Genomic DNA, 26,587 nt, shown 5'->3' with positions numbered 1-26,587 from the left:
AGAAACAGGGCATGCCGTCCGGACGGTATACTCGTTGACGTTTCTTATAGGGCTTCCCAAGGTCAGTGAAAAGGCAATAAAGGAAGAGGAATGCTTGTCATTTGTAGTTATCGTCATGATTTTTCCAAAAACATGACGATTCTGTGACGCTGCTGGATGTTGAAAAAAACCATTTCTCCCGATCATCAGGTATAGCGATGACCGGGAGAGCGGATTTGAACGTGGTGGACTGTTGCTAGCAGAGATTGTTGCTTAGCAACTGGTGGAGCCGCAGCTGCGAACGCTTTCGATTTTGCTTTCGATGGCTTCAAGTGGAATGAAACCGGGAATGACTTCATCGCCGATGACATAGCCGGGTGTTCCGGTCAGTTGCAGCAGGTCCGCCAGACGCATCGAGTCGATGATCGGTTCAGTCAGGGATTCGTCGTTATAGAGCTTTTCCAATTCCTCGCGTGAGATGCCAAGTTTCTCGGCTGTCCTCAGGGCGCTTTCCTTGTTGGCAGAGCCGCGCAGGGTCATCATGCCCTTGTGAAAATCCCAATATTTTTCAGGAGCGAGCTTCGTTACGCCAACAGCGACAATGGCCGCTTCCTGCGATTGTGGTCCCAGAATTGGCCATTCCTTCAGAACGATCCGCAGCTTCTTGTCTTTTTCAATGAGTTCAAGCATGCTTCCGAAAGCCTGCTTGCAATAGCCGCAGTTGTAGTCGATGAACTCGACCAGGGTTACGTCGCCTTTCGGATTGCCCAGAACAATCTGATCCTTGCCACCAAAAATCTCGTCCTGATGTTCGGCCAGGGCTTGCTTTGCCTGCTCTGCGCGGGCCAACTCTGCTTGCTTTTGGCGTTCTGCTTCCTGCTGACTGAGAATGACAAATACCTTGCGAATGACGTCAGGATTTTCAAGCAGGTAATCTTCTACGATCTTGCCAATTTCCTGTTTCTGATCATCGTTGAATTCGGCAGCGCGTGAAGAGATCGCGCTCAGGCTCAAGATGGAAAGGGCGGCAAACAGGAAAACAAATAGAGGCTTGTTTTTGCGCATGGATAAGGCGTCCTTGTAATTTCGGTATCAAACACATTCAAACTTCGGATTTGGCGCACAGAATAGGGCAGATTGATAACAATGTTATACAATTTTGGACTTGTTCACTTGATTGTGACCATTCGACGCTGACCACGGCACCGAGCCATGGAAAAATCACGATAGCTCTTTCATTTCACAGTCTTGGTTTCTTATAGGACAATATGTCGTCAGCCTGAAGCCATTCGGGTGATCCGCGCTTGAGTTTCTTTTTCGCGCGTGCAGCCATTGCTTTGGCCGAAGGAATGTCTCCGGCAGCAAAATAGCCGTTTGCCGTGGCCATTTCGGCTTGTGCGCGGTTGCCCAGCGCCTCATAGGCCTGAGCCAGAAAACGATAGCCGACGGTCTGATCGGGATCATTTTGCAATCCACGCCGCAAATGCGAAACAGCCGCTCCGTAGTCCTTGTTTTTGCGCGAAGACAGAATGGCTTGCCCGAGCATGACACGGAGCAGTCCTTCATTCGGGCGTAGCGAGACCGCCTTTTGCAGCGGTGCAATCGCCTCGTCGCCCTTACCTGTTTCGAGAGAGATCTGTCCCTTCAATTCCCAAAAATAGGCATTGTTTGGCTGTGCCTTCACAAGCTGATCGACAATGCGAATAGCCTTTTTCGGGTTGGACAGCCGATAGGTGACAATGGCCTGTGCATAAAGGCTTGGCAGATCATTGCCCTTGTAACTTCGCATGACTCGTTGCGGGCTTTGGGTGAAAGCGGCCAGTTTGGCACGCGCCAGGTCGTGGCGCAATTGCAGGGCAGGGCTGTCGGTCTTGTTGAAATAGCGGCTCTTTTTCGCAAGGCGTTCGATTTGGGCCATGCGATCACGGGGCATTGGGTGGGACTGAATATATGGGTCGGTATAGCGGGCGGAAAACAGTGATTGATCTGCAAAACGCTGGAAGGTTTGCAACATTCCTTTGGCAGATTGACCGGTTTTTTCAAGAAAACGGACAGCTGCCCTGTCTGCTGCGATTTCCTCTGTTCTGGCATAGCTCAAAAAGGTTCGTTGGGCGATGCCTGGAGCGCCTGTAGCGATGGCGCTGCCGACCTGCGCGGCACCGGACTGGCCGGATGCAGCCCCTGCTGCCACTGCGCCGACACCAACGAGCATGCCTACCGCGGCAAGGGTCTGGGCCGTTTGCATCGCTCTGCGTAAACGAATGAGGTGTCCGCCGACTATATGCCCCGTCTCGTGAGCAAGAACACCTATGATTTCATTGGGGGTTTTGGATTGGATGATCGTTCCGGTGTTGATGAAAATCCTCTTGCCATCAACAACAAATGCGTTGAAGCGGCTGTCATTGACCAGATGGATGCGGATATTCTCCGGCTTGAGGCCCGCTGCCTTGAGGACCGGTCGTGCATAGTCTCTTATGAGTTCCTCGGTTTCTGCGTCTCGAACAAGTTTGACTGTGCGGCTCTGTGCCAGCGCTTCGCTGCTGTTTATGATCGGTTGCAGCCCGATCATTGCCGTCAAACAGAACAGGACTGCTTTTTTCAGGACATGCTTAGGGCTTGAAAGATGTTTCTCGCGCACCAAGGCTGGAACTTTTGGAACAGAGTTGATACCAAAGTGCTGAAACATAGGTATGACCTTCCACAATTGACAAATTCAAACAATGCGCTCGTTCTGGCTGCGTGCTGATGCTTTAAGCAGTAATGCTTAAAGTCATTCTTTCCATCCGCGTTGGTCAAAAATATGACGTCAGCAATACCATGCGTAAAAGGACAAAATAATGATCACGATTTCCAAAAGGGCCGCTGTCGATCCCTTTCTTGCCATGGATATCATGGCAGAGGCCAACGCTCTTGCAGCAAAGGGCAAGGATATTGTGCATATGGAAATTGGGCAACCCGGTGCTCCGGCTCCGCAAGCGGTTTTGGCTGCTGCTCAAAAGGCTCTGGTTGATGGGCGGATCGGCTATACCGATGCCATGGGGATCCGCGCCTTGAGAGAACGGATTGCGGCGCATTATGACGAGCAGTATGGGGTCTCGGTTTCTCCAGATGCAGTGGCTGTGACGACCGGTTCTAGTGCGGGCTTCAATCTTTCATTTCTGGCCCTGTTTGATGTTGGAGACCGCATTGTCTTGCCAAGCCCGGGCTATCCGGCCTATCGCAATATCCTGATTTCTCTTGGCCTTGAGGTTGTCGAAATTGAGACGAGGGCGGAAGACCGTTGGTGCCTGACTGCCGAGGAAATTCTTGCAGCTCATGAGGAAAAGCCGATCAAGGGCGTGCTTATTGCGAGCCCGGCCAATCCGTCGGGCACGATCATGGAGGCAGACGCGCTGAAGGCCGTGGTTGAGCTTTGTGACGAGCTTGGCGTCTGGTTCATTTCAGACGAGATCTATCATCGGCTCGAATATGGCATGAAAGCCGAGACCGCTTTGCGTTTCTCTCCCAATGTCGTGATCATCAATTCTTTCTCGAAATATTATTGCATGACGGGCTGGCGTATTGGTTGGATGATCCTGCCAGAAGCCGCAAGGCGGGCGGTCGAGTGCCTCAGCCAATCCCTTTATCTCTGCCCGCCGATGCTTTCTCAGGTGGCCGCGATGGCTGCCTTTGATGCAACAGAAGAGCTTGACCTTGTCAACAGGGATATGAACGCAATCGCGCCTTTTTGCTGGCCTCCCTGCCAAAGGTTGGCCTTGGCGACTTCTTGCCGATGGACGGTGCCTTTTATGTTTATAGCGATGTTAGCAAACTGACCAATGACTCGATGGAATTTGCGCGTCGGTCGCTGAATGAGGCGGGCGTAGCGATTACACCCGGAGCCGATTTCGATCCGCTTCGTGGGAGCCGCTATGTCAGGCTGTCATTTGCCGGAACGGAAGTCGACATGGCCGAAGCGATCAGCCGACTAGGGACATGGCTGGGATAAGGTTGCACACAGATTTTGGGCAATAAAAAAGCTGCACCAGGTTTGGTGCAGCTTTTTCTTTATGAGCTTTGAGCGTTTGGCTTAAAGAAATCCGGAGCGGTTCCACCAGCCGGTCCGTTTGGGACGGTTGTCTTCCGGCTCTGGCTGCTCCTCGGGTTCCGGGGCTTTTTCCGCCGGGGCAGGGGCTGCCTCTACCGGGGATGGAGCTTCACCCGACGCCTCGCCCTCTTGTTCCTGCGGCTCGCCATCAGATGCGGCATCTTCAGGGGCTTGGTTACTCGATGCGTCATCATCAAAAGCTGATGGGGCAGACACGTCCTCGGAAGGCTGTTCATCGGCTGCCTGCTCAACAATGGTGTCTGCAACCGGGGTTTCTGCAACCGGTTGAGTGTCTTCTGTTGGTTCTGAAGGCTCGTTTGTTGCCACGGTTTCAGACATTGCAACAGCATCGGCAACAGGTTCGTTTGAATCGGTCGGGCTGTTTTCATTGTCAGAAGCGTTTGATGCTTCCGTTTCAGATGAAGCATCCGCACTTTCTGACGACGCCTGAGGGGCTGCCTCGCTGTCGGATGATGGTGTGTCCGGTGCAGGTGTTGCCTCAGGTTCATGCTCAGTGGCCTCGGTCACTACTGAGCCTGGTTCACCCGCCACTTCCATGGCTTCGGCTGTCATTTCCTGAGCTTCTGCATCGCTGGTGCGGTTGCGCCGGTTGCGGCGACCACCTCGGCGACCGCGACGACGGCCTTTCTTCGGTTTTTCTTCGCCATCATCCTCTTCCCGAGCTTCACTCTGCTCGGATGGTTGAGGCTGCTCTTCTGCCGTTTCATCTTCCTCGCCATCGACATCCTGCTGGTTGCTTCTGGCTTCGGTCTGTGACTTTTTGCGACGACGACGACGACGGCGTTTCTTGGAGCTGCTTTCCTCTTCGCGCTCCTTGTCCTCTTCAGCCTGCTCAAAGGCTTCAAAGGCATAATCTTCGTCAAGATCGTCAGTGGTCTGCATGGAAATGGTTGGCGTTGGCGCAACAGGTTCTGCCAAAGGCTCGCCCTGTTTGATTTCCAGATGCTTGCCTTCCAGATGATCGTCGACTTCGATGATGATCTGGATGCCGAAACGGTTTTCCAGCTCGAACAGATTGTGACGCTTCTGGTTGAGAATATAGAGTGCGACATTGCCGCGGGTTTTGACAATCACGTGGTGATTGACACCCTTGAGCAGATGATCCTCGATGCTGCGCAAAACCAGCAAGGCAACCGAGGCTGCGGCTCGGACATAACCGGTACCATGGCAATGCGGACACGGGTCCATGGTGCTTTCCAGCACGCCGGTACGGATGCGCTGACGGGACATTTCCATCAGGCCAAAATGGGAGATGCGTCCGACCTGAATACGTGCCCGGTCAGATTTCAGGCAGTCTTTCAGGCGCTTTTCAACCGCGCGGTTGTTGCGCTTTTCTTCCATGTCGATGAAGTCGATGACGACAAGACCTGCAAGGTCGCGCAGGCGGAGCTGGCGCGAGATTTCCTCGGCGGCTTCCAGGTTGGTGAAAAGCGCGGTGTCTTCAATATTGTGCTCGCGTGTCGAACGACCGGAGTTGACATCGATGGAAACGAGTGCCTCGGTCTGGTCGATCACGATATAGCCACCCGATTTCAGAGTAACCTGTGGGCTGAACATCGCGTCGAGCTGATGTTCAATGCCGAGGCGGGTGAAGATCGGCTGCGGCTCACGATAAGGCTGAACGTTACGGGCATGGCTTGGCATCAGCATGCGCATGAAGCTTTTCGCTTCCTTGTAGCCTTCTTCGCCAGAGACCAGAACCTGATCGATATCCTTGTTGTAAAGATCGCGTATCGAGCGCTTGATCAGAGAGCCTTCTTCATAGACCAGCATGGGGGCTGCGGACTGCATCGTCAGATCGCGCACATTTTCCCAAAGGCGCAGAAGATACTCAAAGTCGCGCTTGATCTCGGTCTTGGTGCGAGAGGCCCCGGCGGTGCGCAGAATGACGCCCATGCCGTCGGCGACTTCCAGCTCGGAGGCGATCTGCTTGAGACGCTTGCGGTCAGAAACATTGGTGATCTTGCGTGAAATGCCACCGCCGCGTGCGGTGTTCGGCATCAGCACGGAATAACGACCAGCAAGCGAAAGATAGGTGGTCAGGGCTGCGCCCTTGTTGCCACGTTCCTCTTTTACGACCTGCACCAGAAGGATCTGGCGACGCTTGATAACTTCCTGAATCTTGTATTGTTTGGTACGGCGACGGGCTCGGCGTTCAGGCACTTCTTCAAGAGCGTCTTCAGCTCCGACATGCTCCACACCTGCGTCTTCATCTTCATCTTCGTCGTCGTCTTCATTGATGTCAGAGACATCATCAGACTTGAAGGAAACATGTTCGTCTTCGTCCAATTTCCTCGGCTTCTTCAAGCTCTTCGGCGTCGACCGCTCAGGCTTTCGTCTTCTGCTATTGCATGAGCCTGTGCGGGAGGGGTCTTGTCTTCCTCGTCCGAATTCTCAATGTCTGCCTGTTCTGAAGCGGAATCTGTCTGAGCATCACTTTCAGGGGCTTCTGACGGGTTCTGGGCGATTGCTTCGGCGGGCGCTTCTTCCTGATCGTCGGATTCCTGTGCGGCTTCCGGCTGCGCATCTTCATCCGATGACGGGAGCGGATTTGCCTCAAGGACAGTTTCGCCTTCTTCCTCGCCAGCGGGGGCGTAGGAGACGAATTGCGCTGCTATTTCTTCTGTCTTGTCGGTGGTGGTGGCTTCTGCGGTATCGGCAGATTCGGTTTGTGCCTCGTCCCTGTCGCTTTCAGCATTTCTTTTTGCTGAGCGAGAGCCTCCTGAATTCCTGCGAGATTTTCTCGATGAGGATTTTGGTGCGACTGGTGCGTCGTCATCCTCGTCGTCAGAGGCATGCTCTTCAGCAAGCAGAGCCTGACGATCCGCCATGGGAATTTGGTAATAGTCAGGATGAATTTCGCTGAAGGCGAGGAAGCCGTGACGGTTTCCGCCGTAATCCACAAATGCTGCCTGTAAGGACGGTTCGACCCTCGTTACTTTCGCTAAGTAGATATTACCCCGCAACTGTTTGCGGTTGGCGGACTCGAAGTCGAATTCTTCGACCCGATTGCCGCGCACGACAACGACCCGGGTTTCTTCCGGATGCGTCGCATCGACAAGCATTTGGTTTGCCATATGGTGTTCTCTCCACGAAAAGGCGCGCCGACAACCGTTATGGACGGGTCAACCGACGCTCGGCAGGTTCGCGCTTCTTCGCTTTTGTCTGGTGTAGGCCCGACCTTGACTGTAGACAGGCTGCGAAAATGGCCAGATGCCAGGGCATGCAGTTTTTGCTGCAAAGCTATCTCCGGCGTTGGGGCTCATCGTCGTGCTCATGACCTCGGTCGGTCCTTTTGTTAAAAAAAACTTTGCCTCGGGCGTTTTGAAAAATCCCGGGCAACGGTTCGTTGCGTGCAATTTCGGACTATTTGTACGCGTTCCGAATTGCTGCGAAATCAGTTTGCTTTCAGGACTATTCCTGAATTTTTCAGGCTATTTGCCATCGGCTTGGCATGTCTTCAATCGAAGGCGCGAAATGTCTTGTCGGGCAACTCGACTTGCCGTGTCGATCATTTTCGCCACACGTCCGGTACTGACGTCTTTCCTGTCAAAACTGCGGACATTCGAATCGGATCATTGCTTAGCTACAATAGCCCAAGGGCCTTTTTAGGGTTCCTTTTGCAAATATGCAAGGGCAAGGAGCATTTACAAGTGAATTGACCTGCTGTTTTTGCTTGCTTTTTCAAAAAGTTTTATCTTGCATCAATGTGCATAAACTATTTTGGTCAAGATGAGGTTAACCCTCTTACCATCATGTTTCTGTTTTTGGGCATTTTTGCCAGTGCTTGTCATTGCTGTGTCCACGCCTTATTTGACGCGTTAAATGATCTTGGATATGCAATTTTTTTGATCCGGAAGGCAAAGAGACTCATGCTCCCATTCAAGTTATGCGCCCCAATAGTGATATCTGTCTTGATCTTGTGCGGACTGTCATCCGGTCTGATGGCTCAGCCCGTGGATCAGGCTGTGGCCGTGGTTCATGCGGCACGGACAGATGGTGGCAAGGATTCAGCCAAGTTCATTCTCAATGTTTCTGACACCGTTGCTTTTAAGGTCTTTGCTCTGGATAGTCCGTATCGGCTGGTCATAGAAATGCCGGAAATGGATTTCGAGATGGATCAGGGCATGGAGCAAGTGGAGCGAGGAATTGTATCCAATTTCCGCTTTGGCAATCTCAGCGGTGGCCGGTCGCGCGTGGTGCTTGATCTGGCCGGGCCGGTAAAAGTGAACAAGGCCTACACATTGCCAGCCATCGATGACAATTCGGCGCGGATGATCGTTGAACTTGAGGCCACAAGCAAGGACGCGTTTTCAAAAGAGACATTGGGCAATGTGATTCGGGTCAAGGCAAATGGCAAGCGGCAGGAAAATCGATTGGTGTTATTGAATGAGCCCGAGAAACAAAACTCGGAGGAGGGCGAAGACAATCGACCTCTCGTGGTTTCTTGATCCGGGCCATGGCGGAATAGACACCGGTGCTGTTTCGGGCAACGTGCAGGAGAGCAAGATCGTGCTCGAATTTGCCCATGCCCTGAAGAAGGCGCTTTTGGCCCGAAGGAAATATGCGCGTGATGATGACGCGCGAGACGGACAAGTTCATTTCTCTTGGCAACCGTGTGGCCTTTTCACGCAAACACAAGGCCGATCTCTTCGTTTCCATCCACGCCGACATCGTGCAGGAACACTATGTTCGTGGGGCTACCGTTTATACGCTTTCGGACAAGGCCTCGGATGCGGTCGCGCACAAGCTTGCACAACAGGAAAACAAATCGGATTTGCTGGCCGGGCTTCCTGTCGAGGAAAAGGATGACGTGGTTGCCGATATCCTTATTGATCTGACGCGCAGAGAAACGACAAATCATTCAAACCTTTATTCGCGCACGCTTGTCGGAGCGCTCAAGTCGTCAATCCGCCTTTCCAAGACGCCCCAACGCTCCGCCGGTTTCAAGGTTTCTCAAGGCACCCGATATTCCGAGCGTCCTTCTGGAGCTTGGCTATCTGTCCAACAAGACCGATCGGGTCGATCTTCAGTCCAAGCAATGGCGGCAAAAGGCCATCGGGTCCATCGTTCGTTCGATCAAGAGTTTCTTTGCGCGTACCGCCGTTCACTCAAGTGGCCTTTTCATTACGCGTCCCCGGTTAGTGGCGAGTCATCTGCACACTGTTTTGGTGTGTTTCGCGCTGTGGGATCGATAATCGAAGCCCTTTTGCTGCCCCATTGTTATGTCACTGAGCAGCTGAGAACGAGGGCTGAACGGGACGTCCTCATGCCAACCGCAGGGCTTTTTCAGGGCTGGTTGGCCGATTGGCTGCATTTGATCGCGGTTTCTTGCGTTGTGATATGAGCGACACAAGTGGCAATTCAGATGCATATCCCGGGTGGTGTGCCGTTGCCTTTGGCAGCTAATCCAAGTATAGCGATGCTGACGAGATTTGGACATCTCCACGGGCTGACGCTGGATAAATGATGTAAGTAGGATCGGATATGATAATTTGGCGCTTCTTCGGCTTTCTTTTTGCCGCAGGTTCGATGCTGTTTGTCGTGATTGCAGCGGCGGTTTATATTTTCCTGAATTCCATGATGCAGGGATTGCCGGACTTTACTGCCCTCAGGAACTATGAGCCTCCCGTGATGACACGCATTCATGCTGCGGACGGGCAATTGATGGCTGAATACGCGAGGCAGCGTCGCCTTTTTCTGCCCATTCAGGCGATTCCAGAGCGGGTGAAACAGGCCTTTCTTTCTGCCGAGGACAAGAATTTCTATCAGCATGCCGGCCTTGATTTCACCGGTATCGCGCGCGCTGTGCTGACCAACGTCAAAAATCTGGGTCAGAATCGCCGTCTGGTCGGGGCGTCGACCATCACGCAGCAGGTTGCCAAGAACTTTCTTCTGACCTCTGAGCAGTCCTATGAGCGCAAGATCAAGGAAGCGCTTCTTTCGATGCGTATCGAACAGACTTTTTCCAAGGAAGAGATTCTCGAACTCTATCTCAATGAAATCTTCTTCGGTATCGGGTCTTACGGTATTGGTTCGGCCGCTCTTCATTATTTCGACAAGTCTGTGCATGAATTGACGCTGGCGGAGATTGCCTATCTTGCATCTCTGCCGAAAGCGCCGAACAACTATCATCCGATCCGTCGCAAGCAGAAGGCCATCGAGCGTCGCGACTGGGTCATAGACCAAATGGTCAGCAACGGTTATGTGACCGTCGAGGAGGCCAATCAGGCCAAGGCAACGGATTTGCAGGTGACATTCCGGCCTCGTGGAGCCCACATCTTCGCTGCCGATTATTTTGCGGAAGAGGTCCGGCGCTGGATCATCAAGGATTTTGGCGAGGAGAAGCTCTATAACGGTGGCTTGTCTGTGCGCACCTCACTCGATGTCAATTTGCAGATCGAGGCGCGCAAGGCCCTCAATCACGGTCTGGAACAGTTTGATCGCAGTCATGGCTGGCGTGGTCCCATCGCGACCATCGACATTACCGGTGACTGGGGCAAGGCACTGGTCAAACATGAACCATTGTCTGACGTGCCCGAGTGGAAGCTGGCAGTTGTTCTGTCGGCGGCGGGCAAGGAAGCCAATATCGGTCTGCGTCCCGTTGTTTCGGAAACCGGATCGGTTTCCAAGGATCGCGTGACCGGCGTCATTCCGCTCAAGGATCTGAAATGGGCGAAATGGACGACCGGCGACAAAAAGGGTAAGGCCGTCAATGACGTTTCCACGGTCCTGACTCCTGGCGATGTCGTGTATGTTTCCGAGGCCGGAGAGGGTGTCTACAGTCTCCAACAGATCCCGAAGATCTCTGGTGCCTTGATTGCCATGGACCCGATGACTGGGCGTGTATTGGCGATTGCTGGCGGTTTTTCGTATGATCAGAGCCAGTTTGACCGTGCAACCCAGGCCTATCGTCAGCCCGGCTCATCCTTCAAACCCTTTGTCTATGCAACCGCTCTGGACAATGGCTATACGCCATCAAGCGTGGTCATGGATGCTCCGATCGAAATTGATCAGGGCGGAGGGCAAGGTATCTGGCGGCCTCAGAACTATGGTGGCAAATTCTACGGGCCATCAACCTTGCGCCTTGGCATCGAGAAGTCCCGTAACGTCATGACAGTGCGTCTGGCCAAGGATATGGGAATGCCGCTCGTTGCTGAATATGCCAAGCGGTTCGGTATCTATGATAACCTGATGCCGGTTCTGTCCATGTCGCTGGGTGCCGGTGAGACGACCGTGATGCGTATGGTTACCGCCTATTCGATGCTCGCCAATGGCGGGCGCCGGATTACACCCACTTTTGTTGACCGTGTTCAGGATCGCTATGGCAAGACCATCTACAAGCATGACCAGCGCATTTGCGAGAATTGCAATGTGCAGCGCTGGGACATGCAGGACGAGCCGACTGTGATCGACAACCGCGAACAGGTTCTCGATCCGATGACGGCCTATCAGATCACTTCCATGATGGAAGGGGTGGTGATCCGCGGGACAGCCCCTGTCGTGCGTGAAGTCGGCAAACCCATTGCGGGCAAGACCGGCACGACGAATGACGAGCGGGACGCATGGTTCGTGGGCTATTCTCCAGATCTCGTTGTGGGGGTTTATGTCGGCTATGACAAACCAAGGCCGATGGGGAGAGGCCAGACCGGTGGTCATCTGGCAGCGCCGATTTTTACAGAATTCATGAAGGTTGCTCTCAAGGACAAGCCCAAGAAGCCGTTTAAGGTTCCTGAAGGTTTGCAGCTCATTCCGATTGATCGACGCACCGGGTTGCGCGCTTCGGCCGGGGATAGCGGTGTGATCCTTGAAGCCTTCAAGCCCGGCACTCTCCCTCCGGATAGTTATTCGGTTATCGGCTTTACCGATGATATGGGTGTCCCTGTTTCGGCACAGGAAGCCGAACATGCCTTGACGCAGGGTACTGGCGGTCTGTATTAAATCCACAAAATTTCGGTTTCGGGCGAATGCGAGCTTTTCGCATTCGCCCGTCTGTTACTCTGATAGCTAGATTTGGGCAGGCATGTCACGTTTGTCCTGTCGTGAAGAAAAGAGAAATGAATGCGCGCAGAAATCCAAAATGTGGTTGATGAAATCAAGCAGGGTCTGGCTCTGCTGAGGAGGCATCTTTGACTGGGATGTGTCCCAGAAAAGGCTTCTAGAGCTCAACAATATCGCTGAAAATCCAGATTTGTGGAATGATCCGCAGAAGGCGCAGAAGCTTATGCAGGAGCGCCAGAAGCTGGAGACGGCCATCAACGGATATATCAAGGCTAATCAGGATCTGGAAGATTCCGTCGAACTCATTGAAATGGGTGAAATGGAAGATGATCAGGACGTTGTGGCCGAAGCCGAAGCGGCATTGAATGATCTTCTTGCCAATATCAACCGTCAGCAGATAGAGACTATGCTCTCGGGCGAGGCGGATGGTCTTGATTGCTATATCGAGGTGCATTCTGGTGCCGGTGGAACAGAAAGTCAGGACTGGGCTTCAATGCTTTTGCGGATGTATACCCGCTGGGCCGAGAAAGCAGGGTTCAAGGTGGACGTTCTTGAGGTGACTGCCGGTGAGGAAGCTGGCATCAAGGCGGCAACCATCATGATCAAGGGCGAGAATGCCTACGGTTGGGCAAAAACCGAATCCGGGGTCCATCGGCTGGTACGCATATCGCCCTTTGACAGTCAGGCACGGCGGCACACGTCCTTTTCATCGGTTTGGGTCTATCCGGTCATTGATGATTCCATTGAGATCGAAATCAATGAAAGTGATTGTCGTATCGATACTTATCGCGCGTCTGGTGCAGGTGGGCAGCATGTGAACACGACCGACTCGGCGGTTCGCATTACCCACCATCCGACGGGAATCGTGGTTCAATGTCAGAACGAACGCTCTCAGCACAAAAACCGCGCTCAGGCGTGGGATATGTTGCGGGCACGTTTGTATGAACGCGAATTGCAGATCCGTGAAGAGAAAGCCAGTGCCGAGGCTGCTTCCAAGACCGATATCGGGTGGGGACACCAGATCCGTTCCTATGTCTTGCAGCCCTATCAGTTGGTCAAGGATTTGCGCACCGGAGTTGAAAGCACGAGTCCTCAGGATGTGCTTGATGGGGCTTTGACCCCCTATATGGAAGCGGCGCTTGCCCAGCGTGCCTATGGCACCGAAGGAGACGCGCCGGTCGATGATCTGGTCTGATATTCAGAAGTGAGGCGGTGTCAAACGTCGTTTCTACCTGCCATCGCTGGTCTTGCCAGCGGTGGTTTTTTGTATCCTGAACGTTGCCTAGAGAATCTTGTGTAGTTCCTTGCCTGCAATCAGGAAGGAATAGGGGTTGACTGCCCTGCCGTTGACGCGGGTTTCAAAATGCAGGTGCGGGCCGGTTGATCGCCCTGTCGAGCCGACTTTGCCAAGGATGGTTCCGACGCGGACCCTTTCCCCCTTTTTGACCAGCGTCTTGCTCATATGGGCATAGCGGCTCACGACACCGTTGTCATGGTCGACTTCAACCATCAGGCCATAACCGGATCGTGCTCCGGCATAGGTGACCACACCTTCGCCTGCGGCCCGGATCGGGTTGCCGTAAAGATCTCCCAAATCGATCCCTGAATGCATCGACATGTTGCCAAGAAAGGGGTCCTTGCGAATGCCGAATTTGCTGGTCAGGTGGCCTGACGGCAAGGGATGGGTGATCGGCAAGCTTCTCACTTTGCTTTTTAGCTGCATGAAGCGATCCAGTGCCAATTCAACCTTTTCAGCTTCTTCGGCCAGTTGATCGTGGTTGTAGTCTTCGGTCAGCGGGATATAGGGGCCGCCAATTGCTGCCTCGGGGTCTATGAACTGCATGTCTATGCCAAGCGAGGCAATGCGCTGTTCGACGCGCACGGATTTGAAATGAAGATCGGTCAGCAAATTGTTGAGAATGGCCTTGCTGTGCATCATTTCCTTTTCAAGGCGACTGGAGGCATCCGTCAACTTGAATATGGTCTGATTTTCAGGCTCTTCCAAATCGGGCTCGATGGGCGAAGCGTCTGCCAGAAACAGGGGTTCTTCGCTGTCGAAATAGGTTGAAGCGATTTGCTCGCTGTCGCTGTTGAAGGAATTTGTGCTTCTGAAACCGAGTTTGGTCAGCTCGCTGAAACGATTTGAAATCTCGGCTTCTGTTGGCGTTGCAGAAACGGAAGAAGCCGATGCCATGGCAAGCTGCAAATCCTCCGGCTTCTGGGTCGGGGCCTCTGTCGCCTTGGCCTGCTTGTCTTTCTTGCGCCATGGAGCCTTGCGGGGCAAGGGGACTTTCATTTCGGAGCGGATGGGCAGACCTGCCTTGCGTGCCTTTGAGATGATCGGTTCCAGAACTGAGGAGTAAGCTTCATAATCAGCCTGCTTTCGCATCAGATCCTGAACGTGATCTTCCAGTGTTTGCTTGTCGATCATCTGACGGCTTGCGATACGATCGATCTGGGACCGCAATTTGGCGATGCGGTCTTCATATTTCGCTTGCATCATGGCCTGTTCGCTGCGCGAAAAGGAAATGATGTCGTCACGGAAGACGAGATAGGCCGTTGCCGAAAGGTAGATGATACTGAAAAAGACACCCAGGATGATAAAGGACGATACGACCCATGGGCGAATCGTAAAATCCTGAACCGTATCACCATGGGCTATGATAATCCGATGTGGCTCTTTTCTGCGCCCGAACTCTTTGTTTCCAACTTGCGATCGCATAGAATACCCAGCAAATAGATTGGTCTTGTCAGTCTCTGTTATTTGAGCACTGGTATGGTTAACAAATCGTTTACTGTATAACCGCCGGCAAATATTTGCTGTAGGTAATCTATGAGAAAAATCTGACGCTTAGGTTTGTTTGCGAATGGTTAATACTTCGCGGTGCCTGACCTTTCACTATTTGTAAGTTGGTTAGAGTGCGGAAATGTATAGATTTAACCTATATGGTTCCTTGTTTTTTCAAGGACCTCCGCCGCATGTCCCTTGACTTTGACCTTGCGCCAGATCTCGACAATTTGTCCTTTGGGATCGATCAGGAAACTGCTGCGTTCGACCCCCATATAGGTCTTTCCATACATTTTTTTCTCGACCCACACGCCGTAATCCTCGCAGGTCTTTGTTTCCGGATCCGATGCAAGGGTGATCTTGAGGTCATTCTTGGTGATGAAATTGTCGTGCTTTTTTACACTGTCGGGGGAAATGCCGATGATTGTTGCTCCAATTGCGTCAAAGTCTTGCTTGAGCTGGGTGAAATCGAGCGCTTCGGTGGTGCAGCCCGGAGTGCTGTCTTTGGGATAGAAATAGACAATGACCCATTTTCCGTTGAGCTCGCTCAGGGTGATGTTTCCGCCATCGTTGGTCTGGAGCGTAAAATCCGGAGCAGACGTGCCACTGCACAGTTTTTCGGAATTGTCAGACATCAGTCATCCTTTCGACTTTTTTGGAACCCAAAACCAAACCACAGAAAAAACTGTGACTCTTTTTATCATACGCCCGGAGTGCTCTTAAGGTTTAGACTAAATTTGCTTCATTTGCAGAAATGGACAGGCTGCGCCAGGGGGCGAAAAGTGTTTTATTGTCGTCATGATCGGTCCACGACAAACCTAACCTATAAAGCGCTTGAGAGGTGAGCGAATCTGTCATAACAGATCAAAGGGAAGAGGTGTTCGCCGGTGGCATCCAGTCTGTCACTATGTGAGTTTGGAGAAAGAGCAGTTTGCCAAATCGAGAAGAAAAGCCATCCAGCCACATGTCGAACGAAAGCGATTTGACAATACGAGGGCTGATTACAAAGTTTTTTGGTGATGGCCCTACAGTCAGACGTATTGGCGTTGTATTCGGCGCGTTGGTTTTGGCCTTTGTTCTTCTGATCGTCTTGATCGGTATACGTCTCTATTACTCACCCATGTCCATCGGCAGCTATTCGCGGGATGTTCAGGCCTATGTCTCGAGCTATTTGCCAGAAGGGCAGACATTCGAGCTTGATGATATCAAGATCAAGCTAACCGAGACAGGCAAGTTGGCGCTTTCGCTTTTTGCCGTCAAACTGGAACAGGGTGATGAAGAGGTCCTTAATGCACCGGTCGTGGATCTGGAATTGAGTCTGGTCAAGCTGCTACAGCGTGAAGTCGTTCCCAAAAGTATCAATATCGACGGAATGGAAGTGAAGGCGCGCAGAGATACGAGCGGTCGAATTCTTGTCGCGGGACAGGACCCCAGTTCGCTGGGGGCTGCCGTTGCCGCTTCCGAACAGGTGCAGACGGTTCGATATGATCCGGATGAACCGGAGCTGACTTCGCTCATCTATTCGCTGCGTCATGCAACACAATGGCTGGCCGATGAGAATCTGGACAAGCGGCCGCCAAAAATTTTCATCCAAAATACAACGGTTTACTATACCGACGAGTTGGCTGATCTGACCAAGACCTATCACAGCGTCAAGTTTCTCTATAGTCCGGTTGGCAAAGAAGACAATCTCTGGCGCATTGATTTTGCCTTTAATGGTCGCCACGGACGTGTGCGGTTCGCCATGGGCGAGATTCCGTTTGATGAAACGGAACAGCAAGGCGAAGACCAGAAAGCAGAAATCGACGAACAGATGACCAAAATGCATTCTGTTCAGCTGAAACTTGAGGATCTGACGCTTGAAGATCTCTTTATCGGTTTTGCAAAGACTGCGGATGAGTTTAAATTCTATTCGCCTTTGAGTGGTGCGGCGCAGCTCGACTTCGATCAGGATGGCAACCTGGTCAATGTGGTCTCCGATATCCGTTTCGGTGCCAGCCTCATGGATTTCGACCACGGCGACATCGCCTATCTTGATGAGGCTCGTTTCCTGTTCCAATGGGATCCTCGTACGCGTTTTCTCAAGCTGAGGCGAGGCCATGTCTTCTTTGGTGAGACAGGAGGAGAGTTCGCTGGCAATTTGCAGTGGCCGGACAATCCAAATGGCGATGTGCTGTTGAGCGTGGAAGGGCGGAATATCAAGCTGGCTTCCCGCGATTACGAGATGGCCGAAAAGACGCTCAATGAAGTCGCCTTGAACGCTCGGATCAATCTGGCAAGCAATATGGCGGTCATTGATCGCTTTGCCATGACCGCGGATGAAGGCAGTCTTCAGGGCGGTGGACAGGTTTTCATGTCAGACGGTGATCTTGGCACGAAAATGTCCTTTGACGTTTCAGCCATGCCCTATGAATTGTTGGTTCAGATGTGGCCTGTCAATATCGCCAATGGTGCCCGCAAGTGGTTGATCGAAAATCTCACCGGTGGTTCTGTGACTGGAGGAAAAATCGGCGTTAATCTGATGGCCAGCATGCTTGAGCGCAATGATCAGGGGCTGATGGTCCTGCCAGAGAATTCTGTCGATATTTCCTTCGGTTTCAAGGATCTCAGCGTGAATGGTTTCGGGGATCTGCCCGCCAGCAATCTGATTTCGGGTGAAGGAACGGTTGATGGGAGGAAGTTCCTGGCTTTCATCAACAAGGGGCAGTTCGTCACAAAGAGCGGCAAGAGCTTTCCGTTGAAAATGGGCCGGTTTGAAATTCCCGATCACTCCTTGAGGCCGTCTGTTGGCATCCTGTCTCTTGATGGGGAGGGTGAGGCTTCGATCTTTGGCGAAATCGTAGATAGCGATCCGCTCAACATGCTTCAGAAACAGAAGGTGAAGGCCAGTGATCTCAGCGGCAAGGCCAATGCAAAGGTGCAAATCGAGTTGCCTCTCCTCAAGGATTTGAAAAAGGAAGAGGTGGACTATAGCGCTCATATCACCTTGACTGACTTCTCAAGCAAATCTCCCTTGCAGGGCCGGATGTTGTCCAACGCAAATCTGGTCGTCAACACCGATGGCAAGCGTGTCGATATCAAGGGCAAGGCCAAGGTTGACGATTTGACCATTGCATTGGCCATCGACACGTCTTTCGATGGATCAATAGCGGAAAAGGCCAATTTTCAATTGATCTTGACGGGGGCGGATCGGAAAAATCTGGGATTTGATGTTTCGGACTGGTTGCGTGGACCTGTTACGGTGAAAGCTGTGCAGGATGAAAGCAAAAAGGGCCAAACCGAGGTTGAAATCGATCTGACAAAGGCCGAAGTGAAGCTCAGCGAAATCGGATGGAGCAAGAAGCCCAATGTGAGGGGCAAGGCAAACTTGCGTGTCATTGAGCATGGCGATGGCTATGAACTCCAATCGATCCAGATGACGGGAGACGGATTTGACGCGGAAGGGTCGGCTCTCATAGGCAAAAAGGGCGAGTTGCAGAACTTGCTCGTATCCAAGCTCAATCTCAGTCGTGGTGATCGTCTGCGATTTGAGCTGATACGGGAGAAGAGCGGCCTTCTCCGTCTCGATGCCGTTGGCGAAGTGCTGGATCTGCGAGGCAAACTGAAAGGCAATTTTCTGGTCGAGAATAGTGCTGACTCCGGTTCGGGAGAGAATATTTCCGTCAATGCGAGGATCGAGAAAGTGATCGGGTTGTCGAACCACACGATCAATAATCTCGTTGCAAAGGTGGAAGTCGTGGATGGTGTCAGTCGCTGGATTGACGTTGATGGCAAGCTCGACGGGAATAGTCTTGTCAAGATCACTTCACTCGCCGGTGATGGCAACAAGTCGGCGCGAAATGTTGCCCAGCCAGTTCTGAATATGGATTTTCAGGATGCGGGTGGAATCTTCCGATTCATCGGCGTGACCGACCGGATTGTCGGGGGGCGTCTGGCCTTGTCCGTTACGCTGCTCAAGGGGTGGGAGAACATTAAGGGTGTTTTCTTCCTCAAGGATTTCAAGCTGAGCGGTCAGGTTGAAAAGCAGCAGTCCGCGAAAAGCTCAACCCAGACTGTCGATAGCAGTTTTGACAAGTTCTCCATGGATTTCGAAGGCAAGAGTGGAGTCTTCACCCTTTCAAAAGGGGCCCTCAAGGGGCCTGTTCTCGGGGCTACTGTTGACGGGGTCGTCAATATGCGCAGCAAGATGCTTGCTCTTACCGGCACCTATATCCCGGCCTATAAGCTGAATAATATTTTCAGCCGCTTGCCGGTGATCGGTCTGGCCCTTGGCAACCGCAAGAATGAGGGGCTCTTGGGGATTACCTATTCCATCAAGGGCAATCTGGCCAATCCAACCCTGATCGTCAATCCTGCGTCTTTGCTTGCGCCGGGCGTGTTCAGGAAGATATTTGAATATTGATTGGCTGTACCGCTGTTGTCTCTGCAATGAAAAAGGCTCCCTGAGGGAGCCTTTCGTCTTGTTTCACCCCTGCGGGCTGGCAATGATGGTTGCTTTTGCTCACCGATCAGGAGAGCTTCAGCAAAACATGCTTTTTCTTGCCCATCGACAGCTTGATGACGCCGTCTTCATTGAGGTCCGATTTCGAAAGCGTAAGGTTGTCGTCGGTCACGGTTTCGTCATTGACCTTGAGCGCGCCCCCCTTGATCGAGCGACGTGCCTCACCGTTGGATTTGGCCAGTCCTGCCGTGACAAAGGCGTTGAGAACGCCAAGTCCTGCTTCCAGCTCGCTATCTCCAAGCTCAATGGTGGGAAGATCGGCTGCTGCTGCCTGACCTGCTTCAAAGGTCTTGCGAGCGGTCTCAGCTGCATTGTCTGCGTCCATGCGGCTATGGATGAGGGCAGTTGCTTCAGTTGCCAGAATCTTCTTGGCTTCATTAAGCTCATTGCCTTCCAGAGCTTCCAGCCGGCGGATTTCATCCATTGGCAGCGTGGTGTAGAGCTTGAGGAAGCGACCAACATCAGCATCGCCGACATTGCGCCAGAATTGCCAGTAGTCATAAGGGCTGTACATGTCACCGCGCAACCAGATGGCGCCGGAAACAGATTTACCCATTTTGGACCCGTCGGACTTGGTGATCAGTGGCACCGTCAAGGCAAAGCATTCAGCGTTGTTCATGCGGCGGCAAAGGTCAATCCCGGAAACGATGTTGCCCCATTGATCCGAGCCACCCATTTGCAGCTTGCAGCCATAGCGCTTGTTGAGCTGGGTGTAATCATAGGCTTGCAGAAGCATGTAGTTGAATTCGAGGAAAGAAAGGGCCTGTTCGCGTTCCAGACGCAGGCGTACCGAGTCGCGTGCCAACATCTGGTTGACCGAGACGCGCGAGCCGACCTCGCGCAGGAAATCGACATAGTTGAGGCCGAGCAGCCAATTGGCGTTGTCTTCCTGGATGGCGTCGGTGGGACCATCGCCAAAGGTGAGCAATTTAGAGAAGATTTCAAAAATGCTTTTCTTGTTGGCTTCGATGGTTTCTGGCGTCAGCAACTGGCGCGTTTCATCGCGGCCTGACGGGTCGCCGACCATGGTCGTGCCACCACCCATCAGGGGAATGGGGCGATGACCGGTTTTCTGCATCCAGTGCAGAATCATCATGGAAACCAGGTTGCCCACATGAACCGAAGGGGCTGTGCAATCATAGCCTACATAAGCAGTCACAGTTTCCGTTTGAAAGAGTTTGTCCAGCCCTTCCGGGTCCGAGCACTGATGAATGAAGCCACGCTCACTCAAGGTGTGAAGAAATTCGGATTTGAAGGCGGTCATGCCGCTTTTCTCCTTAAAATTACGGTTGTTACTGCTAGTTTGGTCGAATGTCGCTGATGCAGGGCGCACAGACTATGAGACCTCACGGAGAGTTGGTCTATCAAAGATCTTCTCAAAGATCACTAACTAGATTGAGCAGACGGGGACAAAAATGGCAAAAAATGAGCAAGAAACCGTGCTTGCGGTGGGGTTGATGAGCGGAACCTCCTGTGATGGCGTCGATGCCGCGCTGATCGAGACAGACGGCAAGGGCTTCGTTAGGCCGCTGGCGTTTGTCTTCAGACCCTATGGCGCCGAGGAGCAAGCACTCATCAAGAGGGGTTTTGAGGATGGCCGCAGCATGACGGATCGAAATGCGCGTCCGGGTTCTCTGGCCCAAGCCGAAGCAATGATAACCGGTGCTCATATCGAGGCAGTGAATGCGCTTTTGGCTTTGGAGGAAGTGGGCGGACGCAAGCCGGATCTGATCGGTTTTCATGGGCAAACCGTGTGGCACGACCCGGGCAAGGGTGTCACGGTGCAGATCGGAGATGGTCAAGCGCTTGCCAATGCCTGCGGTTGCCCGGTCGTTTATGATTTTCGCGCTGCCGATGTTGCAGCTGGCGGGCAGGGGGCTCCGCTCGTGCCAATCTATCACAAGGCCCTGACCGCTTCGAGCGCCATCCCGCTGAACTATCCCCTTGCCGTGGTCAATATCGGCGGGGTTGCCAACATCACATGGATCGATGCGGATGGGGGCTTGACGGCCTTTGACAGCGGACCGGGCAATGCTCTTGTGAACGACTGGATACACCAGAAGACTGGCGAGGCAATGGACAAGGATGGCGTTTTTGCTGCCAGCGGACAGGTGGATTTTCTGGCACTTCTGGGCTTGATGGGCAATGGCTATTTTCGCCAAGCTGCGCCCAAGTCGCTTGATCGCAATGCCTTTGATCTGGCTCCTGTTCAGCAGCTTTCGCTTGAAGATGGGGCGGCGACGCTGACCGCCTTCACGGTGGAGACCATCTGTCTGGGGTTGGAGCATATGGAAAATGCCTCTGGCGCTGCTGCTCAAATGGTCGTTGTTTGCGGTGGCGGCTGTAACAACCCCTTCATGATGGCGCAACTACAAGACGCCCTTGAGATGCCGGTCATGATGTCAAGCATGCTGGGATGGAATAGCGACGCGCTGGAGGCGGAGGCCTTCGCCTATCTTGCGGTGCGTGCGCAAAAAGACTTGCCAATCACATTTCCGAATACGACCGGGGTTGGCAAAGACATGAGTGGCGGGTTACTGGTCCGTCCGAAACCATGAGACTTGAGGAAGAGCAATAATGGTCAAACTTGAAAGCAACAAGGGATATGAGGAAGAGGCGGAGAATTTGACGCTCCGCTATGACACCTATGATGTCGCAACCATCTATCAGTGGTTCACCGAGTCTCTACGCAAGCCGCCCGCAAAGATGCTCGACATCGGTGCCGGTTCGGGGCGTGATGCGCTCTATTTCTCGTCGCTTGGCTATGATGTGACCGCAGTGGAGCCGACAGATGCCTTTCTCAAGATTGCGAAGGCCAAGGAGGGTGCCGAAAAAGTCCTCTGGATCGAGGATGCCCTTCCTGCGCTGGAGCAGTTGGACGAGGACGTCTTTGATGTGGTCACCATGATCGCGGTCTATATGCATTTTGACGAGTTGGAACGCAAGCTTGTCATGCTGCGTGTGGCGTCGCTGATGAACAAGGGAGCACATCTGGCGATGACCGTTCGTCACGGCAAGACGCCAGAGGGGCGTTGCATGTATGAGATTTCCGATGAAGAGGTTATAGATGCCGCAACAGCCTCTGGCCTTAAATGTGTCTATCAGGCCGTCGTGGACTCCCATCAGGACGTCAATCGCGCACGCGGTGTCAAATGGAGCCGGTTGCTGTTTGAAAAGGAATAAAAAAAGCCACCCGTGGGTGGCTTTGTCTGTGATTTGCGTAAAGCTTCGCTCGTTTGCAGTGAAGCTTAGCGCTGCATGGCTGAGCCCGACTGGTCGTCAACTTCGGTGATTTCTTCGAGCTGGCTTGGATCAAAGCCGATGCGCTTGTCCAGATAGTTGGCGCAGACATTGATGAGCTGGTCGGTCTCTTCTTTGAAGAAGTGGTTTGCACCGGGGATGATTTCCTGATCGATGACGATGCCCTTCTGTGTTTTCAGCTTGTCGACGAGCGCCTGAACATCCTTGTGTGGAACGACCTTGTCCATGCCACCATGGGTGATGAGGCCTGAAGACGGGCAGGGGGCCAGGAAGGAGAAGTCATAGAGATTGGCCGGTGGGGCAATCGATATGAAACCTTCCACCTCTGGCCTGCGCATCAATAGCTGCATGCCGATCCATGCTCCAAAGGAAAAGCCTGCGATCCAGACGCCCGGAGCCTCGGAATGGAAGGTCTGGACCCAGTCAAGTGCAGCCGCTGCATCTGACAATTCGCCAACACCATGATCAAAGGTGCCCTGAGAGCGCCCCACACCACGGAAATTGAAACGCAGGACCGTAAACCCACGGCGTGCGAACATGTAATAGAGATGATAGACGATCTCGTTGTTCATCGTGCCGCCGAAGCGTGGGTGAGGGTGAAGTACAAGTGCAATTGGGGCCTTGCGGTTTTTTGAAGGGTGCAAGCGCCCCTCCAAACGTCCGACAGGGCCGTTAAAGATCACCTCTGGCATAGGTTGCCCGGTCCTTATTCATAGGGTTCAATTCCATTGATCGCCTGGCATCAGAAAGGGCTGCACACTCAATGATGGGTGGATTGGCCTGAACTCTCCAAAGACCAACTAAGGAACAGGATTATAAAACTTGACTTCGGAGTACATGTTTTATAATCTTCTTTAGAATGATTCAAAACTGAAGCTGCGATCTACTCATTAGGCTTTCATAGCACAAATAAATGGTACGATTTCAAGTTTTTTGAAGGCCAATATAGAAATAAATTGTAGCAACCATTGATTCGATGAAATGCCTCAAGGGCAAATGAACCACATTCAGGAATTGCCTCATGCTTCGCGCTTATCTTGACCATAATGCAACCTCGCCAATGCGCCCGGACGTGCGTGAAGCGGTCGTTGCCGCATGGGATGAATCAGGCAATCCGTCATCCGTGCATAAAGAAGGTCGGCAAGCTCGAGCCTTGATTGAGAAAGCCCGCGAGTCTGTCGCGGCTTTTGTGGGCGGGGATGCTCGTCGCGTTATCTTCACCTCCGGGGCGAGCGAAGCCAATATGCTGGCGCTGACGCCCTCGATGAAGATCGCATATGAGCCCGTTGTCTGTTCACATCTCTATCCGAGCGCGATAGAGCATCCGTCCGTGCTTTCTGGTGGCCGTTTTCCGGCCGGAGTGCGCACCGAGATAGCGGTGACGCGGCAGGGGACGGTTGATCTGGACGCCTTGGCTTCTGTGCTTGAGGCACATGATCATGGTGCAGGACGACCGATGATCGCTGTGATGGCGGTCAATAGCGAAACCGGCGTCATTCAGCCTATCTCCGAAATTGGAGCGTTGGCAAAGAAATATGGAGCCTTTTTCCATCTCGATGCCGTACAGGCTGCCGGGCGTATTCCTCTCGCTATCAACGAACTCGGCTGTTCCAGCCTTGCGCTATCTGCGCACAAGCTGGGTGGCCCCAAGGGTGTTGGCGCTCTCGTGATGACCGAAGAAGGAACAGAGCCCGAGCCGCTGATTACAGGGGGGGCGCAGGAGAATCGCTTGCGTGCCGGTACAGAAAATGTTGCCGGTATCGTCGGGTTTGGTGTCGCGTGCGATTTGGCAAAGGCGTCGCTTTCCTCATCAGACGGAATTTCACATCTGGCGATTATGCGAGATCTGTTCGAGCAACGTTTGTTGGAATTTGCTCCAGATGTCGAAATCTTTGGTGCTGATGCGCCTCGGGTGGGGAATTGCTGTCAGTTTTCCATTCCAGGTCTCAAGGGCGAAACGGTTCTCATTCAGCTTGATCTCAAAGGGATTGCCGTATCCTCGGGATCCGCCTGTTCATCGGGGAAGGTTTCCGCCTCCCATGTGCTTCTGGCGATGGGCTATGATGCTTCAATTGCCGGAGGGGCAATTAGGATGAGCCTTGGCTGGAACAGCAAAGAGACTGAAATATATGCACTTCTTGAGGCTCTTGAACAAATATGCGTCAAAAACTCAAAAAATAAACAAAAGGGCATTGTTATGGCGCAGTGAGCGCGCTTATATAAGTCTCACAGACCAAGCTCTGTAAACGCTTCAAAGGGCAAGCAGGGTGAAGAAGCGGGTGGGACAAGGGTTGGAAGGCCTTTGACCTAGTGGTGAATAGAGATGAGCTAAAAACTGCAATCGGGCATCTCTGGTGTTATTCGCCACGCCAACAGACCAGTGTTGGATCCACGATGAAGCAGAAACTGGGCAAGCGCCCCTATGACTGGCGGTCTTTGAAACCGCTTAGGAATGGAGTAGCTGATGGCTGCTGTTAAGGAGACTGTCGATCAGGTCAAAAAGATCGACGTTGACCAATATAAATACGGCTTTGTTACGGATATCGAAACCGAAAAAGCGCCTTTGGGGCTCAGCGAAGATATTATCCGTTTCATTTCAGCCAAAAAGGAAGAGCCGGAATGGATGCTGGAATGGCGTCTGGAAGCCTATCAACGTTGGCTGACCATGGAAGAGCCAACCTGGGCCAAGCTCGATTATCCCAAGCCGAAGTTCAATGACATCTATTATTACGCAGCCCCAAAGGTCGCCGAAGGGCCCAAGAGCCTTGACGAGGTCGATCCTGAACTGCTGCTGACCTATGAAAAGCTTGGTATCCCCTTGCAGGAACAGGAAATTCTTGCAGGCGTTTCCGAAGAGAACCGGCAGTATTCGAAAGTCGCCGTAGACGCGGTCTTTGACTCTGTTTCAGTGGCAACAACCTTCAAGGAAGAGCTGAAGAAAGCGGGTGTCATCTTCTGTTCGATTTCTGAAGCCATTCGCGAGCATCCCGAGCTGGTGAAGAAGTATCTTGCTTCGGTTGTTCCCGTCTCCGACAACTTCTATGCAACGCTTAACTCTGCGGTCTTTACCGACGGCTCTTTTGTCTATGTGCCTGAAGGGGTGCGCTGTCCAATGGAGCTCAGCACCTATTTCCGCATCAACGAGCAGAATACGGGGCAGTTTGAACGCACGCTGATCATTGCTGACAAGGGTTCCTATGTTTCCTATCTGGAAGGCTGCACGGCACCTCAGCGCGATGAAAACCAGCTGCATGCCGCCGTGGTGGAATTGATCGCTCTGGAAGATGCCGAGATCAAATATTCGACGGTCCAGAACTGGTATCCGGGCGACAGCGAAGGCAAGGGCGGGATCTATAATTTCGTTACCAAGCGTGGCGATTGTCGCGAGAAGAATTCAAAAATTTCCTGGACCCAGGTTGAAACCGGCTCTGCCATCACCTGGAAATACCCAAGCTGTATTCTGCGTGGGGAGAATTCCACCGGCGAGTTCTACTCGATTGCCATTTCCAACGGCTATCAGCAGATCGACAGTGGCACAAAGATGATTCATCTGGGCAAGAATACGTCTTCCCGGATCATCTCCAAGGGCATTTCCGCTGGCCGCTCCAACAATACCTATCGTGGTCTGGTTTCAGCTCACAAGAAGGCATCCAATGCCCGAAACTTCACGCAGTGCGACAGTTTGCTGATTGGCGATCAATGTGGGGCCCATACGGTGCCTTATGTGGAGAGCAAAAATGCATCGGCGATCTTTGAGCATGAGGCGACCACATCCAAGATTTCCGATGATCAGATGTTCTATTGCCGCGCACGAGGGATCGGGGAAGAAGAGGCCGTGGCGCTGATTGTCAACGGATTTGTGAAGGATGTGATTCAGATGCTGCCGATGGAGTTTGCCGTCGAAGCTCAGAAACTGATCAATATCTCTCTAGAAGGATCTGTGGGTTAG

15 protein-coding genes and 3 pseudogenes are annotated in these 26,587 nt (G+C 52.7%); 11 read left to right on the top strand and 7 right to left on the bottom strand.

Annotated features, from left to right (window positions below; all coding sequences use genetic code 11):
• Positions 1-252 precede the first annotated feature (252 nt).
• Entirely contained in the window at positions 253-1,044 is a 792-nt protein-coding gene (locus ACHZB8_RS19465) for a DsbA family protein (protein WP_316862755.1), read from the bottom strand.
• A 175-nt stretch (positions 1,045-1,219) separates the two neighbouring features.
• On the bottom strand, positions 1,220-2,665 hold the full coding sequence (locus ACHZB8_RS19460) for a M48 family metalloprotease (protein WP_316862754.1): 1,446 nt from the start codon (positions 2,663-2,665) through the stop codon (positions 1,220-1,222).
• 151 nt (positions 2,666-2,816) lie between these two features.
• Between ACHZB8_RS19460 and ACHZB8_RS19455 the strand changes: the two are divergent.
• Positions 2,817-3,967, top strand: a pseudogene (locus ACHZB8_RS19455) (pyridoxal phosphate-dependent aminotransferase).
• An 81-nt stretch (positions 3,968-4,048) separates the two neighbouring features.
• Here the strand turns inward: ACHZB8_RS19455 and ACHZB8_RS19450 are convergent.
• Positions 4,049-7,164 (bottom strand): annotated as a pseudogene (locus ACHZB8_RS19450) (Rne/Rng family ribonuclease).
• Positions 7,165-8,031: 867 nt separating this feature from the next.
• On the opposite strand from ACHZB8_RS19450, the gene ACHZB8_RS19445 reads away from it, so the two are divergent.
• From ACHZB8_RS19445 to prfB, 5 genes and pseudogenes are all read left to right on the top strand, one after another.
• A complete protein-coding gene (locus ACHZB8_RS19445) occupies positions 8,032-8,538 on the top strand; it encodes an AMIN domain-containing protein (protein ID WP_316862752.1) in 507 nt (168 codons plus the stop codon).
• 113 nt (positions 8,539-8,651) lie between these two features.
• Positions 8,652-9,035, top strand: a pseudogene (locus tag ACHZB8_RS19440) (N-acetylmuramoyl-L-alanine amidase); the annotation flags it as partial.
• On the top strand, positions 8,974-9,285 hold the full coding sequence (locus tag ACHZB8_RS19435; protein ID WP_394706223.1) for an N-acetylmuramoyl-L-alanine amidase: 312 nt from the start codon (positions 8,974-8,976) through the stop codon (positions 9,283-9,285). The pseudogene ACHZB8_RS19440 and the gene ACHZB8_RS19435, both read left to right, overlap by 62 nt.
• A 295-nt stretch (positions 9,286-9,580) precedes the next feature.
• Positions 9,581-12,028, top strand: coding sequence for a penicillin-binding protein 1A (locus ACHZB8_RS19430; RefSeq protein WP_316862806.1), 2,448 nt, complete (start codon positions 9,581-9,583; stop codon positions 12,026-12,028).
• A 120-nt stretch (positions 12,029-12,148) separates the two neighbouring features.
• A protein-coding gene (prfB, locus tag ACHZB8_RS19425; RefSeq protein ID WP_316862750.1) for a peptide chain release factor 2 occupies positions 12,149-13,283 on the top strand; the annotation gives its coding sequence in 2 pieces (ribosomal slippage) (positions 12,149-12,217 and positions 12,219-13,283; 1,134 coding nt in all).
• Between the two features lie 87 nt (positions 13,284-13,370).
• Here the strand turns inward: prfB and ACHZB8_RS19420 are convergent.
• Both ACHZB8_RS19420 and bcp read right to left on the bottom strand, forming a co-directional pair.
• The gene (locus tag ACHZB8_RS19420) at positions 13,371-14,810 is read right to left on the bottom strand and encodes a M23 family metallopeptidase (protein WP_316862749.1); all 1,440 of its coding nucleotides are present in this window, start codon (positions 14,808-14,810) and stop codon (positions 13,371-13,373) included.
• 215 nt (positions 14,811-15,025) lie between these two features.
• Complete coding sequence (bcp, locus tag ACHZB8_RS19415) at positions 15,026-15,511, bottom strand: thioredoxin-dependent thiol peroxidase (protein ID WP_316862747.1); 486 nt, start codon at positions 15,509-15,511, stop codon at positions 15,026-15,028.
• Between the two features lie 431 nt (positions 15,512-15,942).
• On the opposite strand from bcp, the gene ACHZB8_RS19410 reads away from it, so the two are divergent.
• Positions 15,943-19,278 (top strand): AsmA-like C-terminal region-containing protein, encoded by a 3,336-nt coding sequence (locus tag ACHZB8_RS19410; RefSeq protein ID WP_316862746.1) that lies wholly within the window; start codon positions 15,943-15,945, stop codon positions 19,276-19,278.
• A gap of 106 nt (positions 19,279-19,384) precedes the next feature.
• On the opposite strand, the gene tyrS is transcribed toward ACHZB8_RS19410, so the two are convergent.
• Positions 19,385-20,641, bottom strand: coding sequence for a tyrosine--tRNA ligase (tyrS, locus tag ACHZB8_RS19405; protein ID WP_316862744.1), 1,257 nt, complete (start codon positions 20,639-20,641; stop codon positions 19,385-19,387).
• Between the two features lie 151 nt (positions 20,642-20,792).
• Here tyrS and ACHZB8_RS19400 point away from each other — a divergent pair, with 151 nt between their 5' ends.
• Together ACHZB8_RS19400 and ACHZB8_RS19395 are read left to right on the top strand one after the other, a co-directional pair.
• Positions 20,793-21,935, top strand: a complete 1,143-nt coding sequence (locus ACHZB8_RS19400) for an anhydro-N-acetylmuramic acid kinase (protein WP_316862743.1) — start codon at positions 20,793-20,795, stop codon at positions 21,933-21,935.
• Positions 21,936-21,954: 19 nt separating this feature from the next.
• Entirely contained in the window at positions 21,955-22,560 is a 606-nt protein-coding gene (locus ACHZB8_RS19395; protein WP_316862742.1) for a class I SAM-dependent methyltransferase, read from the top strand.
• A 65-nt stretch (positions 22,561-22,625) separates the two neighbouring features.
• Here ACHZB8_RS19395 and ACHZB8_RS19390 read toward each other — a convergent pair whose 3' ends face one another.
• Positions 22,626-23,330, bottom strand: coding sequence for an alpha/beta hydrolase (locus ACHZB8_RS19390; RefSeq protein WP_316862740.1), 705 nt, complete (start codon positions 23,328-23,330; stop codon positions 22,626-22,628).
• A gap of 329 nt (positions 23,331-23,659) precedes the next feature.
• On the opposite strand from ACHZB8_RS19390, the gene ACHZB8_RS19385 reads away from it, so the two are divergent.
• Together ACHZB8_RS19385 and sufB are read left to right on the top strand one after the other, a co-directional pair.
• Positions 23,660-24,847 carry a cysteine desulfurase family protein gene (locus ACHZB8_RS19385; protein ID WP_316862738.1) on the top strand — a complete coding sequence of 396 codons (1,188 nt, stop codon included), beginning with the start codon at positions 23,660-23,662 and terminating at the stop codon, positions 24,845-24,847.
• 255 nt (positions 24,848-25,102) lie between these two features.
• Entirely contained in the window at positions 25,103-26,587 is a 1,485-nt protein-coding gene (gene sufB / locus ACHZB8_RS19380; protein WP_316862736.1) for a Fe-S cluster assembly protein SufB, read from the top strand.

The sequence above is a fragment of the uncultured Cohaesibacter sp. genome (assembly GCF_963556055.3).
In the GTDB taxonomy this organism is placed as follows: Bacteria; Pseudomonadota; Alphaproteobacteria; order Rhizobiales; family Cohaesibacteraceae; genus Cohaesibacter.
This window is presented reverse-complemented; position numbering and strand designations above follow the sequence as displayed.